Here is a 15639-nt window from a genome sequence, read left to right as displayed (position 1 = left end):
ATGACAACGCTACTTATCAATATCAAAGAATTACTCCAGATTAGGGAAACTGCTATTGCTAAAGTTTCCGGTGCTGAAATGGCAATTCTTCCCACCATCAAAAATGCCTTTTTGGTCATTAGTGACAACCTGATTGCTGATTTTGGATCAATGGATAATTTGCCGGAATTACATGCTGACAAAATAATTGATGCCACTGGCAAAATAGTTTTACCTTCATGGTGTGACAGTCACACGCACATTGTGTATGCGGGAAATAGAGAACAGGAATTTGTAGATCGGATTAATGGCTTGTCGTATGAAGAAATCGCCAATTGTGGTGGTGGAATTTTAAATTCAGCTACAAAACTCAACGAAACTCCCGAAGATGAAATTTATAACCAATCCAAGGTGCGTCTGGAGGAAGTCATGCAACTGGGAACCGGAGCTGTAGAAATCAAATCAGGATATGGCTTGACGCTGGATGGAGAATTGAAAATGCTTCGAGTGGTTCAGCGGCTATCAAAAAATTATCCCATTACTATAAAAGCAACTTTTCTGGGTGCTCACGCTTTTCCATTGGAATATGCAACAAACCATCAAGGTTATATCGATTTAATTATCAACGATATGCTTCCTGAAATTGCCAAAAACAAACTGGCAGATTTCATCGATGTGTTTTGTGAAGCGGGTTATTTTACTGTTGAAGAAACCCGAAAAATTATGGAAGCCGGAATTAAATTTGGCTTAAAGCCAAAAATTCACGTCAATCAGTTCAACTCAATTGGCGGAATTCAAGCAGGAATTGAATACAACGCGTTATCAGTAGATCATTTAGAGGTTATGAAACCGGAAGATATCAAAGCGTTGAAAAATACCGACACAATGCCTGTTGCATTGCCTTCTTGCTCATATTTTTTAAGCATTCCCTACACTCCCGCACGAGCAATGATCGCGGCAGGACTTCCTATTGCCCTTGCAACGGATTACAATCCGGGCTCTACTCCTTCAGGAAACATGAATTTTGTTGTAGCAACGGCATGCATCAAAATGAAAATGACTCCCGAAGAAGCCATCAATGCTGCCACAATAAATGGAGCTTACGCCATGGGAATTTCTGAAACTCATGGAAGCATTACTATTGGCAAAAAAGCAAATCTAATTATTACAAAACCCATTACATCCTATTACCAGCTTCCATACGCTTTTGGCAGTACTCTAATTGAAACGGTACTGATTGAAGGTGAAATTATTTCATAAAAAAAGAGGAACAGCACGTTCCTCTTTCCTAATTATTTCAATTTTTGATTATCTCAACACAAAACTTGTTTTTGAAACTAAAACATCTTTATTAAAAATATTGATAAAATACGTTCCTTTAGCAAAATCTTTCCCTTTTAAATCCTCAGAAACTAGAATTGTTTTGTTTTCATATTTCACATTAGTTGCAAAACTGTATGTTAACGTATTCTCACCAAAATTTTCCGTTTTCTTGTCTCCTAAAACATTGTTTTTGCTGTCAATTACTTGTACGTAATACATTTTGTCACCGGACTTAGCAATTTGATTTTCAGCAATCGTAAAATTAACTCTTAAAACATCGGCTCTACTTGCTTTGTCTGTTTCAATTTGTTTTCCAGAACTTCTTAATTTAAAAGCTGTTCCTCTAGTATTTAAAACCGTTAATTTAGATCCTTTTTCAACCGCTTTAGATAATTCTTCGTTTTGTCCAACTAATACTTCGTTGTATTTTTTAGATTCTCCCAAGACCACTACAGTACTGTCTCGTTGTGTAGTTAAGGTTGTGTTTTCTTTTTTCAACCCTTCATTTTCAGCCATTAAAACTTTCATATTTCCCTGCAAAGCATTGAATTGAGTTCTGTATTTAGATAATGAAGCTACATCCCCTTTGGACTTACTCAAATCATTCATCAAGTTTACTACTTTATCTCTTTCTTGAATTAACTCATCAGACATGGATGTGTTTTCAGCAATTGCGGCATCATACGTTGATTTTAATTCCTGCAAATCTTTCATAACCGATTCTTTTTCGGTCAATGTAGTTTTCAATTCTGTTTTAACGGTATCTGCGTCGGAAGTCATTTTAAAAATGTAAACCAAACTCCCCACTAATAAAATAGCCAACACTGCTATAACCGCCTTAAGACTTGAACTGCTTTTTTGATTTTCCATCTTTTAATTAATTTAATTTCTACAAATTTAACAATATATAACTAATGAATAACGCAAGTTGATACATTTATATTATTTTTGGGAAAAAATATTTTTTTTAATGGAAAAAATTATACGCTTTACAATTCATGATCTTGCAAAAATTACGAACCACAGAAGTGGCGAGATAAAGTTTGGAGAAAAAATGATAACCATCCCAAAAGATGTTGATTCAATTGATTTTCTAACAACCTGTGAGGCTAAATATGTATTATTTGGTATTCCCGAAGACATTGGAATAAGAGCTAATTTTGGCCGACCCGGGGCGGCTTCAGCTTGGGACAGTGCCATAAAAAGTATCGCTAATATTCAGCACAATCGTTTTTGTAAAGGAAGTCAGTTAATTGTTTTAGGGCAATTAGACGTAAGTGAGAAAATGCAGGAAGTAGAACACCTTGATTTTAATGATATTGATGATCGTTTTAAGTTAAGCCAATTAGTTGAAAAAATAGACAAAGATGTCTCTCATATCATTTTTAACATTATAAAATCAGGTAAAACTCCAATAATCATTGGTGGCGGACACAATAATTCATACGGAAATATAAAAGGAACTGCACTCGCCAAAGGCAAACCTATTAATGCAATCAATTTTGATGCGCATTCTGATTTTAGGATTATAGAAGGACGTCACAGTGGCAATGGTTTTTCGTATGCTTATGAAGAAGGTTTTTTGAAAAAATATTTTATTTTTGGACTACATGAAAACTACACTTCAAAAAGTGTGTTGGATATCATTAAGAAAATAGAGGATCGAGTTCGTTTTAACACCTATGATAGTGTAAGTATTAGAAGAGAAAAAAACTTTGATCAGGAAATGGCGCTCGCTTCGGAATTTATAAATGATGATTTTTTTGGAATAGAGATCGACTTGGATGCTATTCCTAATATTGCCTGCAGTGCCATGACTATGAGTGGATACTCTGTGGAGCAACTTAGGCAATTTATATACTATTTTGCCAAAAATAAAAATGCTGCCTATTTACACATTTGTGAAGGCGCACCGGATTTAGGCGAAGAAAAAAACAATCATTTAATAGGTAAACTGATAGGCTATCTGGTGACTGATTTTATTAAATCGAACCAGCAGATTGTCTAACTGGTTAAATGATAAATTGCTTAAACGAATACCTATTAACCTAATCGATAAATAACACTACCTTTGCAGCACTATCTATGTACTTAATACATGATATTTAATATTTAAAATATGTTATTCGAAGATTTATCACTTTCAAAAAGTATACAAAAAGCCGTATTTGAACAAGGCTATTTAGAAGCAACTCCAATACAAGAACAAGCCATTCCAATCGTATTATCAGGTAGAGATATGATTGGTTGTGCCCAAACCGGTACCGGAAAAACGGCCGCATTTGCCATTCCTATTATTCATCAATTGCATAGAATAGTAGGGTCCTCTAAAAAAGCAAGTCCAATCCGTGCTTTAGTCATCACCCCAACCCGAGAATTGGCCGTTCAAATTGGACAAAATTTTGACCAATATGGAAAATACACAAACTTAGTGCAACTTACTATTTTTGGTGGCGTTTCTCAAGTGCCACAGGTAGAAATGCTAAAAAAAGGAATTGATATCCTGATTGCTACTCCAGGACGTTTGCTAGACTTAGTCAAACAAGGTTTCATCGATTTAGACCATTTGCATACTTTAGTCCTTGACGAAGCGGACCAGATGCTGGATATGGGATTTGTAAATGATGTCAAAAAAATTGTAAAACTGACCCCTAATAACAGACAAACCTTATTTTTCTCGGCTACAATGCCAATGGCCATAAGAGAATTAGCCGAAATGTTTCTGAAAGATCCTGCAACAGTTACCGTATCTCCTGTTTCTTCTACAGCTGAAAACGTAGAACAACGCGTATATTTTGTTGAAAAAGCAGAAAAAAGAAATTTGCTGTATCATTTAATTAAGAACGAAAAACTGTCTAATGTTTTGGTTTTTTCAAGAACAAAACACGGAGCTGACAACGTTGTAAAAGCATTGCGCAAACACGATATTGCTGCCGAAGCGATTCATGGTGACAAGTCTCAAAATGCCAGACAACGCGTTTTAGAAGGATTCAAGAATAAAGAAGTGAATGTTTTAGTGGCTACTGATATTGCAGCCAGAGGAATTGATATTGATCAATTACCATTTGTCATTAATTTTGATTTACCCAATATTCCCGAAACGTATGTACACCGAATTGGCAGAACCGGTCGTGCCGGAAATGAAGGTGTTGCAATTTCTTTTTGTAGCAAAGATGAGCACCAATATTGGAAAGACATTCAGAAATTAATAAAAGTAGATGTAAAAACCGTAAGTGATCACCCATACGGTTGGCATTCAGGAAGTCCTGAAACCGCTCCCGCGGGAACTCAAAAGAACTCAAACCGCAGTGGTGGAGCTCATAAATCAAGAAAATCAGAGGTTTCCAAACAAAATAAAAAACGCTGGTATTAAATTCGTTATACTGACTTACATCTGTAATAAATCACTTTTTAACTGTCGTTAAAAAGTGATTTATCGTTAACGTGTTATTTTTAAGCGTTTTAATGAAAATATTATTTGAATTAAATGACCTTAATCTTCTTGAATTTCAATACTATCTATTTTTGTCATGTACTAAAGAAATTACTATAGAAAATTTATCCTTTTGAGTAATGGCTTTGTACAAGGCAATTTTCGAAATTTTCAAGGATTTTTCGAAATCAGCATTCTTCAGGTATTGTGACGCATGATCCGTTAATTTTACGATCTCATTGTTTCATGCCGTTTACGTTTGTGCAAGTACGTCATCACTGAAAAAGTTAAATACAAACACTATTAATAACACAATATACACCTGATTCATAAGTGATTAAGTTTAATTAAATATAAATTTATGCGCCAATAAATAATAATTTATTTTAATCAATTAAGTGTCAAAAGTGAACTATTTTGAAGTCTCATGAATTTCAAATATATTAAATCCACTTCATGGTGTACAAAGAACTATTAGTTAAAAATTAATTTCTTTTGGTTTATTTAATTTCCCTACAGATTTGGCGACAATAGTTGCAATAGTTGCATCACTTGTTACATTGACTACAGTTCTGCACATATCCAAAGGTCTGTCAATAGCAAAAATAAGCGCTAGCCCAGCTTCTGGAATTCCAGCTTGACCAAGAACAATAACAAGCATCACCATTCCGGCACTAGGAACCGCTGCTGATCCTATAGAAGCCAGTGTTGCAGTAACAACTATCATCAATTGTGTACTGAGGTCTAAAGCTTCCGGAAGCATTGCTTGAGCTATAAATATCGCAGCTACTGCTTGATACAAGCTAGTTCCATCCATGTTTACTGTTGCTCCCAGAGGCAAAACAAAACTGGAAACCTCTTCATCAACTCCTAAACGCTCGGTAACACATTCCATGGTAACGGGCAGTGCAGCTGCACTTGAACTTGTTGAAAAAGCCAATAATTGGGCGGGCGCAATGGCGTTAAAAAACTGTATTGGATTTACTTTTGCAAAAATCATTAATAAGCTTGGATAAAACACAAACATCATCAAAAACAAGCCAAGCAAAACCGTTAATCCATAGATTCCCAGCGCTCCTAATGTTGAAAAATCTGGAATTTCGACCATCAGTGCGGCCATCAGTGCGAAAACACCAACTGGTGAAAAAAGCATGATAATGTCAATAATTTTCAGAATTACATCATTCAATCCCTTAAAGAAATCAACGACAGGTTTTGATTTTTTTTCTTCAATTAAAATGAGACCGATCCCAATTAAAATAACAAAAAAAATGACTTGCAACATACTTCCATTATCACTTAAAGCTTTAAAAAAATTATCTGGTACAATATCTATCAAAGGTTGCAGTGGCCCACTATTTTTAGCTTTTACCGCCAATTCAATTTTTTGAGAAGCATCAACCGAAAAATTTTCAAGTAAGCTTATTCTGGATTCTTCGTTAATGTAAGTTCCGGGCTTAATTAAATTGGCTAACAACAAACCAATAATGACTGCTATTACTGTGGAACATAAGTAAAAAAAGACTGTCCTTCCTCCTAATTTAGAAAGTTTAGAAATATCTTTTAAATCTGCTAATCCAACAATCAATGAAACCACAATTAAGGGAACAGCAATCATTTTGAGTAAGTTTATAAAAATAGTTCCAAAAGGTTTTATCCAGTCAATTACGATTCCTTTTTGTTCTAAGTTTTTCATTACTAATCCAAAAAGGAGTCCTAGAATCATTCCTAAAAGAATTTTCCAATGTAAAGCAAGTTTTTTCATAATTTTAAATTCATTTGAATCAGACAAACTGATATTTTACAAAAAAAAACTCCTCATTATTTGAGGAGTTTTTTATTATTTAGTCTAATGAAACCGGTTCGGAATCCTCGTCTTTTTCCCAGCTTCCAACTACCGATGTTGCTAAAGCATTTCCTAACACATTGGTTGCGCTACGAAACATATCACAAAAATGGTCAATAGGTAAAATTAAAGCAATTCCTTCGATTGGAATGTCAAACATACCACAAGTTGCAGCAACAACCACTAAACTCGCTCTTGGTACTCCTGCAATTCCTTTACTGGTAAGCATCAAAACTAAAAGCATGGTCATTTGCGTACCCAAATCCAAATCAATTCCGTAGGCTTGCGCAATAAAAATACTGGCAAAAGTCATGTACATCATACTTCCATCCAAGTTAAAAGAATACCCGAGCGGCAACATGAAAGAAACAATTCTGTCCTTGACTCCAAAACGTTCTAATTCTTCGGTCAATTTTGGAAAAACAGCTTCACTGCTGGTTGTTCCAAAAGCAATAATCAATGGACTTACAATTCTTTTTAGCAAAACGGTCATTCTGCTTTTTAGAAATACATACCCCACAACAATCAACACGACCCAAAGTGAGGAAATTCCAATTAAGAAAGAACCAAAGAACTTGAAATAGGTAATTGCCAATTCCTGAAAATCTCTAACCGCAAATACTCCTGCTATAGCACCAAATACTCCTATTGGGGCAAACTTCATAACGTAGTTTACCATTTTCAGAACAATATGAGATATTTTATCCAAAGCATTTGTCACTGGCTTCACATAATCACCTAATGCAGCCGCTGCCAGACCAAAGAAAATCGAAAATATTACAATTTGTAAAATTTCATTAGTAGCCATTGCTTCAAAAATACTTTTAGGTACTATATGCTCAATAAAGTTTTCAAAAGATATGTTTTGTGTTTTCGCTGTGACTTCTGAAACTGATCCCATATCAACATTTGATAAATTAAGGCCAACTCCCGGTTCTAGTATGTTTACAAAAAACATCCCCAATAACAAAGAGATAAATGAAGCTGTAAAAAACCATCCCATCGCTTTTCCTCCAATTCTCCCCACCGCTTTGATATCCCCAAGTTTCGCAATTCCTACCACCAACGTCGTAAATACCAATGGCGAAATAATCATTTGAACCAGTCGAATAAAAATAGTAGCCAGAATTTTAATTTTGTTACTAAAATTTTGAGCTGCTTCCGGTGAAATAGAATTATGAATGATAATGCCTAAAATAGCACCCAAAACCATAGCTATTAATATTTGCCCTGTTAATCCTGAAAAAAAGGACGGCTTTTTAGTTGTATTCATATTCATTAAATTGGTTATAAGATTGTAGGATCAACCTTGATTATAAAAAATAATTTTTTACTCGCAGTCAGGTAAAAAATGGTATTGTAAAAAACATAAAAAGTATCAACAATTACTACTGATATGTTTTATTTATCAAATAAAAATCAGCTAATACAATGGCTGCCATTGCCTCAACAATAGGCACAGCACGCGGTACTACACAAGGATCATGACGCCCTTTTCCAGTCATTTCTGTAATATTGCCTTTATTGTCCAGTGATTCTTGTTTTTGCATAATGGTGGCCACAGGTTTGAAAGCCACGCGAAAATAAATATCCATTCCGTTACTGATTCCTCCTTGAATTCCACCTGAAAGATTGGTTTTTGTCGTTCCGTCAGCATTGTATAAATCATTATGCGCACTTCCTTTCATCTTAGCGCCTTCAAAACCACTTCCAAATTCAAATCCTTTTACGGCATTAATAGAAAGCATTGCTTTGCCAAGTTCTGCGTGAAGCTTATCAAAAACGGGCTCTCCTAAACCAATAGGTACATTTTGAATCACACAGGTTACGGTTCCGCCCACAGTATCCCCTTGTTTTCGGATATCACGAATATATTCTTCCATGATTACCGCTGCCTGTTCATCTGGGCAACGAACCGGATTATTTTCGGTTTTCGAAAAATCTAAATCTTGGTAGGGTTTGTCTAAAAAAATAGGTCCTACAGAAGAAACATACGCATTAATTTTTATGTCTGGCAACATTTGTTTTGCTACAGCTCCCGCCACAACTCTACTGGCAGTTTCCCGCGCAGAACTGCGTCCACCGCCACGATAATCCCTAACCCCATATTTTTTTTCATACACATAATCCGCATGACTGGGTCTGTAATTGTCTTTTATATGAGAATAATCATCTGATTTTTGATTGGTATTAGGAATAATAAAACCTATGGGTGTACCGGTGGTTTTACCTTCAAAGATTCCGGAAAGAAATTGAACGTCATCCGGTTCTTTGCGTTGAGTAACTATTGCTGATTGGCCTGGCTTTCTGCGGGACATTTCAAATTGAATTGCTTCTAAATCTATTGTTATTCCGGGAGGACAACCGTCTATTATCCCTCCTAAAGCGTCACCGTGAGATTCTCCAAAAGTTGTTATTCTAAATAGTGTTCCGTAGCTATTTCCTGCCATACTGATTAGTTTTGAACAAAAGTAGTATTTTAGTTTAAAGTTCAAAATTTTAACCACTAAACTTTTGAATAGCAATACCTATTTATTGACTTTAAATTAATATTGAAAACTATTTATTAACCTTTAATCGCATTTCAATTCAGTAGAATTCCATTAATTTGATAAAATTCAAATTCAAACACCTTGAAAAAAAGAAAAGTCGAGTTAGTGGTGATTTCTGATGTACATCTGGGGACTTATGGAAGTCATGCTAAAGAACTTTATAATTATTTATCTGCAATTAAACCTAAAATTTTAGTCTTAAATGGAGATATTATTGATGTATGGCAATTTAGAAAATCCTATTTTCCCAAAGCGCATTTAAAGGTTATCCAAAAAATCATCAGTTTTGCTTCAAAGGGAACAAAAGTCTATTATATTACTGGAAATCATGATGAAATGCTCCGAAAGTTTAGCGATATGAGTATGGGTAATTTTGCATTGGTGGACAAGTTAGTCTTGGATCTTGATGACAAAAAAGCCTGGATATTTCACGGTGATGTCTTTGATGCTTCCGTACAACACTCAAAATGGATTGCAAAATTAGGCGGTTTAGGATATGATTATCTGATACTTTTGAATCGATTTGTAAATTGGTGCTTATCAAAAATAGGGAAAGAGCCCTACTCTTTTTCTAAACAAATAAAGGCTGGTGTAAAAAAGGCAGTAAAGCACATTTCGGATTTTGAAAAAACAGCCACGGAACTCGCCATCGAAAACAACTACGATTATGTAATTTGCGGTCATATTCACGAGCCAAAAATAATCAAAAAAGAGAATAAAAACGGGGCTACTTTGTATTTGAATTCCGGGGATTGGGTGGAGAATTTAACCGCATTGGAATACAATAAAAAACGTTGGAAATTATTTCACTACTCAGAAACTAATTATGCTGAAGATGAAAATCTTTTTGAGATGGAGGATTTAATCAGTACTCAGTATGTTACACCTGCTATTTTCTTTAAAAAAACTATTTTAGATTAATGGTGGTTTTATATCAAAAGTGTGAATTATGAAACATTTACAATTAATTTTGTAAATTTAATCTCAAAGTTAGTAATATCTTTGTATTTATAAAAATTTACTTATGAAAAAAATTATTTTATCGGTTATAATGCTAATTGGATTAGCATTCACCTCACAAGCACAAGAGATTTCAAAAAATGCACTAGGCCTTCGTTTTGGTGACAGTGGTGGTTTTGGTACTGAGATCACCTATCAAAGAGGTTTAGGCGATAACAATCGTTTAGAATTAGACTTAGGTTGGAGAAACAGAAATAATTATAACAACGATAATTATGATGACAATGCACTCAAATTAACTGGTTTGTACCAATGGGTATGGAATATTGATGGCGGATTCAACTGGTATGCAGGTGTTGGTGGTGGTGTAGGAACTTACAACAGAGATTATTATAATAATGATATAAATTATAACAATGGCGCTTTCGCATTTGTTGCCGGAGATATAGGTATCGAATATAATTTTGATATTCCATTGTTAATCTCTTTAGATTTCAGACCAGAGTTTGGTGGTAGCGACTATTACAGAAACAATTACGGTTCTGATGTAGCTTTAGCTCTTAAATACCAATTCTAATATTTCAAAAGAATAAAAAAAATGCCACTAGAAATAGTGGCATTTTTTATTTTATAAGAATCTCTTTCTTGGAATTTATTTTCACAACACAAAAAGGAGTCGTAAAAGCTTGTGTCACCATACTACCCGGCTCAGGATTTGTTTCTTGAACTGTTATAATTATATTTTTATCCGTTTCAATTACATTATCAATTCCTATGGCATATCCGCCAGTGGTTTTCTCTCCCATATTCAAAACAACAAAATTAGCATTCAGAATATCATTAGCATTAATCTTATTTTTTAAATTTTCATCATTCTGCAGCATTTTAATTTCGCTTGGCTCAGAAAGAATCTCAAAAAAACGGATACTAGCTCCACCATTAGTTTGCTGAGTCAAAACTTCATATAGCGCTGTAGTGGCATCTGTACTTTTTAAAGAAACGCTACCGCAGGAAACGACAGTTATAGCAAGGAACGACAGCATTACTTTTTTCATTTTTATGTTTTTACATTTAATAATTTCAAAAATAATTCCTGTGTGTCTATAAGTATTTATTAATGGCTTTTTGATATAACTCTTCGTAAAGGGGCAAAATATTTTTTATGTCAAATTGTTTGGCAACAGCTAATGCGTTTTCTTTAAATTTAGCAAGCGTCAAATCATCTTTTAGAATTTTCAATGCGTTTTGAGCCATTTCCTCTGTATTTCCTACATCACTTAAATAGCCGGAAATGCCTTCAAAATTAACTTCGGGTAAACCGCCTGAATTACTAGAGATAACAGGAACTTTACACGCCATAGCTTCAAGGGCTGCCAAACCAAAACTTTCTGTTTCAGATGGGAGTAAAAACAAGTCAGTTAAGCACAAAATCTTATCAATTTCGTTGCTGTTACCAAAAAAGATTACCTTGTCTAGTATACCCAATTCCTGACATAAATATTCTGCTTTTTCTTTTTCAGGGCCATCACCAACCATCATCAATTTAGCCGGAATCTCTTTTTGAATATTATAGAAAATTTTAATGACATCCGGAATTCGTTTTACTTTTCTAAAATTACTGATGTGCGTTATAATTCGTTCATTTTCCTTGGCCATGACTGAACGTTGACAAGGAATGTTCAGGTTATTTGTATTTTTATTCAATTCAATAAAATTAGGAATAACCTCAATTTCATTTTTTATATTGAATAATTTAAGCGTATCGTCTTTTAAACTTTGGGATACTGAGGTAACAAAATCTGATTTATTGATACTAAAAGTGACTGCTGGCTTATAAAACGGGTGATTCCCTACCAAGGTGATGTCTGTTCCGTGTAATGTTGTCACCATTGGAATATCAATGCCTTCGTCTTTCAGCATTTGTTTTGCCATATAGCCCGCATAGGCATGAGGAATAGCATAATGTACATGAAGCAATTCTATTTTATATAATTTTACCATATCGACTAATTTGCTCGATAAGGCCAATTCATAAGGTTGGTAATGAAACAATGGATATTCAGGCACATTTACTTCGTGGTAATGCACATTTGGACTTAAAAGTGCCAAACGTACGGGCTGACTGTAAGTTATGAAATGTATTTCATGCCCGCGACGAGCCAATTCCAGTCCTAATTCTGTAGCGACAACACCACTACCTCCAAAGGTAGGATAACAAACTATTGCAATTTTCATGTATTTAATTTAATGAAACGAAATTAAGAAAAATAGGAATGTGTTTTATGGAATTTTAAGTTAAATGCAATACAAATTTAAAATTTCATTCGCTGAATTCGAACGGCATTTAAAATCGCCAATAAGGCCACCCCCACATCTGCAAAAACCGCCTCCCACATAGAGGCAAGTCCAGCAGCTCCCAGAATGAGAACTATTAGTTTTACGGAAAAAGCCAATCCAATATTTTGCCAAACGATTTGTTTTGTTTTTTTTCCAATGGTGATAGCGGTAAAAATCTTAGTGGGCTGGTCATTTTGAATGACAATATCAGCCGTTTCAATAGTAGCATCGCTTCCTAAACCACCCATAGCAATTCCCGCATCTGCCAGAGCAATGACTGGAGCATCATTTACTCCGTCTCCAACAAATGCAACTTTTAATTTTTGGTTTAAAAGTGCGGTTACTTTATTGACTTTATCTTCTGGCAACAAATTTCCGTAAGCTTCATTAATATTTAATTCTTTGGCTACAGCCAAAACTACCGCTTGATTGTCCCCAGAAAGTAATATTGTTTTGATATTTATTTTATGTAAACTTTCAATAGCCCCTTTTGCATCTTCTTTTATTTCATCGGCAACAAGAAAATAACCTGTATATTTTTGATTGATGGCAACTACAACAATAGTGTACGGAATAGCATCAAGATCCGTGTCATAATCAATATGGAATTTTTTCATCAGTTTAGGACTTCCCACCAAGATTTCATTTCCATCTACAACACCTTGCAAGCCAAGGCCTGGAATCTCAGTGAAATTAGAAACAACAATTTCATTTTTAGGATTTTTGGCAAATTCTACTATTGCGGAACCAACCGGATGCGTCGATTTAGCTTCAATTGCTGCAGTATAGTTAACTAAATCAGACTCCAGAATTCCTATCGACACTACTTTCTGAACTTTAAAAACGCCTTTGGTTAAAGTCCCTGTTTTATCCATCACCACTACCTGAATAGCTGCCATAGTATCCAGAAATGTAGATCCTTTAAACAATATTCCGTTTTTACTTGCGGCGCCAATTCCGCCAAAATACCCTAACGGAATGGAAATCACCAAGGCACACGGACAGGAAACCACCAAGAACAGTAAGGCTCTGTACAGCCATTCCTTAAATATATACGTTTCTGCAAATAAGATTGGCACTACACATATAGCAATAGCGAGATACACTATTATTGGCGTGTATATTTTAGCAAACTTCCTAATAAATAATTCTGTTGGTGCTTTTTTAGCAGTGGCATCCTGCACCATCTGGAGGATTTTAGATAATTTGCTGTCTGTAAATGCAGTAGTCACTTCTACTTGAGCAATAGAAGTGCCATTGATCATTCCGGCAAGAATTGTATCTCCTTTTGACTTAGAATCCGGTTTGCTTTCGCCTGTTAATGCAGCAGTATTGAAAGTGGCATAATCCGAAAGCAACATTCCATCTAATGCTAATTTTTCTCCGGGTTTTAATTCTATGACAGCTCCAATAGCCACTTCCGAAGCTTTAATTGCAATCACATTTTGTCCCATTACAACGTTTGCAACATCAGGTCTTTGATCCAGTAATAATTTTATATTTAATTTTGCTCTTTTAACGGCGAGCATTTGGAATAATTCACCAATGGAGTAAAATAACATGACAGCCACTCCTTCGGCATATTGACCAATTCCAAACGCACCTAATGTAGCTATTCCCATTAGAAAAAATTCAGAAAAAATAGCTCCTTTACCAATGCTATCGTAAGCTTCTTTCAAAACTGGAAGCCCTACCGGAATGTAAGCTGCAACATACCAAACGATTCGAAACCAACCATTAAACCAAGATTGAGGAAAGTAATTATCAAACAATAAAGCAATCAGCAATCCTATAAAACTAATTATAGATGGTAAAAACATTCTGAGGGTGCTTTCATTTCCGTTAGAATGATCGTGATCTTCCTCATCGTGATTTTCTGACTCACTGTGAGAGGAACAACATCCTGCATCTTGCTCTGCTTTATTTACTTTTTTTTCTTCTACTGCGCAACATTTGTTGTCAGGTAAAGTTTTATGTTGGGATGCCATTTTAAATTGTTTTATATTTAATGAAAAACGAAAAATAAATAATAATAAGTAATGTGGTTATCCCAGTAATAAAAAATGTAGTATTCGCACCAAATTGATACCAAAGGACCCCGGCAAAAGAACTGGCCAATAAGGCGCAAATACTTTGAAATCCAGAATAAGTTCCAATAGCAGTCGCAGTATCTTTTTTATCAGAAATATTACTGATCCATGCTTTCGAAATCCCTTCGGTTGCAGCAGCATACACACCGTAAATTAAAAATAATCCACCAATAATATAACTGTTTTTAGTAAATGCCATTCCAAAATAGACAATTGCAAATAGAAAAAGTCCAAAAGTAAACATTTTCTTCAATCCAATTTTATCAGCAAAAATTCCTAATGGAAATGCACAAAGAGCATAAACCAAATTGTAAAAAATATAAATCTCTATTACCACAGTATCATTTAAACCTGCTTGCTTCGCTTTTAAAAGTAAAAAAACATCGGAACTATTGAATAAGGCAAAAGCTAATAGTCCTGTTACTACTCTTCGATATTGTGCAGGACTTGTTTTCCAATAGCTAAGAAACGAGAAAAACGAAATCTGTTTTACCTCCTTTGCCTGTACCTTAAGTTTATCGTTAAGCAAAAAAGAAGCAAGTACCGCTAGTAAACCTGGAATAAAAGCAACATAAAAAAGCATTTTATACTGTTGTGGATAAAAATGCAGATAAATCAAAGCCATAACAGGTCCTAGAACGGCACCAAACGTATCCATTGATCTATGAAATCCAAATATCTTTCCTTTCGTTTCAGCAGTTGCTTCATCAGATAAAATCGCATCTCTTGCACCAGTACGAATTCCTTTTCCGAAACGATCAATTGCTCTGGCAAAAAATATCCAAAGAGGGAAGACGAATACCGCCATCATGGGTTTTGAAATAGCACTTAAACCGTAGCCCAGACGCACAAATGGAACACGTTTACCTGAACTATCAGATAACTTACCAAAATATCCTTTACTTAATCCAGCTAAAGCCTCGGCAAAGCCTTCTAAAACACCAATTAATACAATCGAGAACCCAATCGATTTAAGGTATATAGGCATTATTGGGTAAAGCATTTCGCTCGCTGTATCCGTAAATAGACTAACCAGTGATACTATCCAGACTGTTTTTGAAATATAATTTAATCTTTTCATTTTGAATTATTTTACGTTTTCATAGAACAGTAAACAGT

Annotated in this window: 13 protein-coding genes; 5 read left to right on the top strand and 8 right to left on the bottom strand. The window is 34.8% G+C overall.

The annotated features are described in order from the left end of the window. Window positions 1-1239 (top strand): imidazolonepropionase, encoded by a 1239-nt coding sequence (hutI, locus tag EKM03_RS09740; RefSeq protein WP_126562190.1) that lies wholly within the window; start codon window positions 1-3, stop codon window positions 1237-1239. A gap of 48 nt (window positions 1240-1287) precedes the next feature. Here the strand turns inward: hutI and EKM03_RS09735 are convergent, their stop codons facing one another. Then, on the bottom strand, window positions 1288-2172 hold the full coding sequence (locus EKM03_RS09735; protein WP_126740291.1) for a hypothetical protein: 885 nt from the start codon (window positions 2170-2172) through the stop codon (window positions 1288-1290). Between the two features lie 100 nt (window positions 2173-2272). Here EKM03_RS09735 and EKM03_RS09730 point away from each other — a divergent pair, with 100 nt between their 5' ends. Continuing rightward, a complete protein-coding gene (locus EKM03_RS09730) occupies window positions 2273-3310 on the top strand; it encodes a formimidoylglutamase (RefSeq protein WP_126459968.1) in 1038 nt (345 codons plus the stop codon). A gap of 111 nt (window positions 3311-3421) precedes the next feature. Further along, on the top strand, window positions 3422-4675 hold the full coding sequence (locus tag EKM03_RS09725) for a DEAD/DEAH box helicase (protein ID WP_126453388.1): 1254 nt from the start codon (window positions 3422-3424) through the stop codon (window positions 4673-4675). 538 nt (window positions 4676-5213) lie between these two features. Here the strand turns inward: EKM03_RS09725 and EKM03_RS09720 are convergent. The 3 genes from EKM03_RS09720 to aroC all read right to left on the bottom strand — a co-directional run bounded on the left by EKM03_RS09720 (window position 5214) and on the right by aroC (window position 9031). Beyond that, entirely contained in the window at window positions 5214-6500 is a 1287-nt protein-coding gene (locus EKM03_RS09720) for a dicarboxylate/amino acid:cation symporter (RefSeq protein ID WP_126459974.1), read from the bottom strand. A gap of 79 nt (window positions 6501-6579) precedes the next feature. After that, on the bottom strand, window positions 6580-7860 hold the full coding sequence (locus tag EKM03_RS09715; protein WP_197037191.1) for a dicarboxylate/amino acid:cation symporter: 1281 nt from the start codon (window positions 7858-7860) through the stop codon (window positions 6580-6582). Between the two features lie 109 nt (window positions 7861-7969). Next, window positions 7970-9031, bottom strand: coding sequence for a chorismate synthase (gene aroC / locus EKM03_RS09710; RefSeq protein WP_126453382.1), 1062 nt, complete (start codon window positions 9029-9031; stop codon window positions 7970-7972). Window positions 9032-9214: 183 nt separating this feature from the next. Between aroC and EKM03_RS09705 the strand changes: the two genes are divergently transcribed. Together EKM03_RS09705 and EKM03_RS09700 are read left to right on the top strand one after the other, a co-directional pair. Further along, a complete protein-coding gene (locus EKM03_RS09705; RefSeq protein WP_126459977.1) occupies window positions 9215-10054 on the top strand; it encodes a UDP-2,3-diacylglucosamine diphosphatase in 840 nt (279 codons plus the stop codon). A 103-nt stretch (window positions 10055-10157) separates the two neighbouring features. After that, window positions 10158-10670: a hypothetical protein gene (locus tag EKM03_RS09700; protein WP_126740288.1), complete on the top strand. Its 513-nt coding sequence runs from the start codon at window positions 10158-10160 to the stop codon at window positions 10668-10670. 46 nt (window positions 10671-10716) lie between these two features. Here the strand turns inward: EKM03_RS09700 and EKM03_RS09695 are convergent, their stop codons facing one another. From EKM03_RS09695 to EKM03_RS09680, 4 genes are all read right to left on the bottom strand, one after another. Then, window positions 10717-11148, bottom strand: coding sequence for a protease complex subunit PrcB family protein (locus tag EKM03_RS09695; protein ID WP_126740286.1), 432 nt, complete (start codon window positions 11146-11148; stop codon window positions 10717-10719). Window positions 11149-11194: 46 nt separating this feature from the next. After that, on the bottom strand, window positions 11195-12328 hold the full coding sequence (gene bshA, locus EKM03_RS09690; protein ID WP_126459984.1) for an N-acetyl-alpha-D-glucosaminyl L-malate synthase BshA: 1134 nt from the start codon (window positions 12326-12328) through the stop codon (window positions 11195-11197). Window positions 12329-12405: 77 nt separating this feature from the next. Further along, entirely contained in the window at window positions 12406-14418 is a 2013-nt protein-coding gene (locus EKM03_RS09685; RefSeq protein ID WP_126740284.1) for a heavy metal translocating P-type ATPase, read from the bottom strand. Between the two features lies 1 nt (window position 14419). Continuing rightward, window positions 14420-15601 carry an MFS transporter gene (locus EKM03_RS09680; RefSeq protein WP_126568940.1) on the bottom strand — a complete coding sequence of 394 codons (1182 nt, stop codon included), beginning with the start codon at window positions 15599-15601 and terminating at the stop codon, window positions 14420-14422. Window positions 15602-15639 lie beyond the last annotated feature (38 nt).

The sequence above is a fragment of the Flavobacterium sp. GSP6 genome, assembly GCF_003984855.1.
Classification (GTDB): domain Bacteria; phylum Bacteroidota; class Bacteroidia; order Flavobacteriales; family Flavobacteriaceae; genus Flavobacterium.
This window is presented reverse-complemented; position numbering and strand designations above follow the sequence as displayed.

Bases quoted from the DNA above. Each gene is read 5' to 3' on its own strand.
- EKM03_RS09700 (WP_126740288.1), top strand. From the start codon at position 10,158: ATGAAAAAAATTATTTTATCGGTTATAATGCTAATTGGATTAGCATTC.
- EKM03_RS09680 (WP_126568940.1), bottom strand. From the start codon at position 15,601: ATGAAAAGATTAAATTATATTTCAAAAACAGTCTGGATAGTATCACTG.
- EKM03_RS09685 (WP_126740284.1), bottom strand. From the start codon at position 14,418: ATGGCATCCCAACATAAAACTTTACCTGACAACAAATGTTGCGCAGTA.
- bshA (WP_126459984.1), bottom strand. From the start codon at position 12,328: ATGAAAATTGCAATAGTTTGTTATCCTACCTTTGGAGGTAGTGGTGTT.
- hutI (WP_126562190.1), top strand. From the start codon at position 1: ATGACAACGCTACTTATCAATATCAAAGAATTACTCCAGATTAGGGAA.
- EKM03_RS09735 (WP_126740291.1), bottom strand. From the start codon at position 2,172: ATGGAAAATCAAAAAAGCAGTTCAAGTCTTAAGGCGGTTATAGCAGTG.
- EKM03_RS09725 (WP_126453388.1), top strand. From the start codon at position 3,422: ATGTTATTCGAAGATTTATCACTTTCAAAAAGTATACAAAAAGCCGTA.
- EKM03_RS09730 (WP_126459968.1), top strand. From the start codon at position 2,273: ATGGAAAAAATTATACGCTTTACAATTCATGATCTTGCAAAAATTACG.
- EKM03_RS09715 (WP_197037191.1), bottom strand. From the start codon at position 7,860: ATGAATATGAATACAACTAAAAAGCCGTCCTTTTTTTCAGGATTAACA.
- aroC (WP_126453382.1), bottom strand. From the start codon at position 9,031: ATGGCAGGAAATAGCTACGGAACACTATTTAGAATAACAACTTTTGGA.
- EKM03_RS09720 (WP_126459974.1), bottom strand. From the start codon at position 6,500: ATGAAAAAACTTGCTTTACATTGGAAAATTCTTTTAGGAATGATTCTA.
- EKM03_RS09695 (WP_126740286.1), bottom strand. From the start codon at position 11,148: ATGAAAAAAGTAATGCTGTCGTTCCTTGCTATAACTGTCGTTTCCTGC.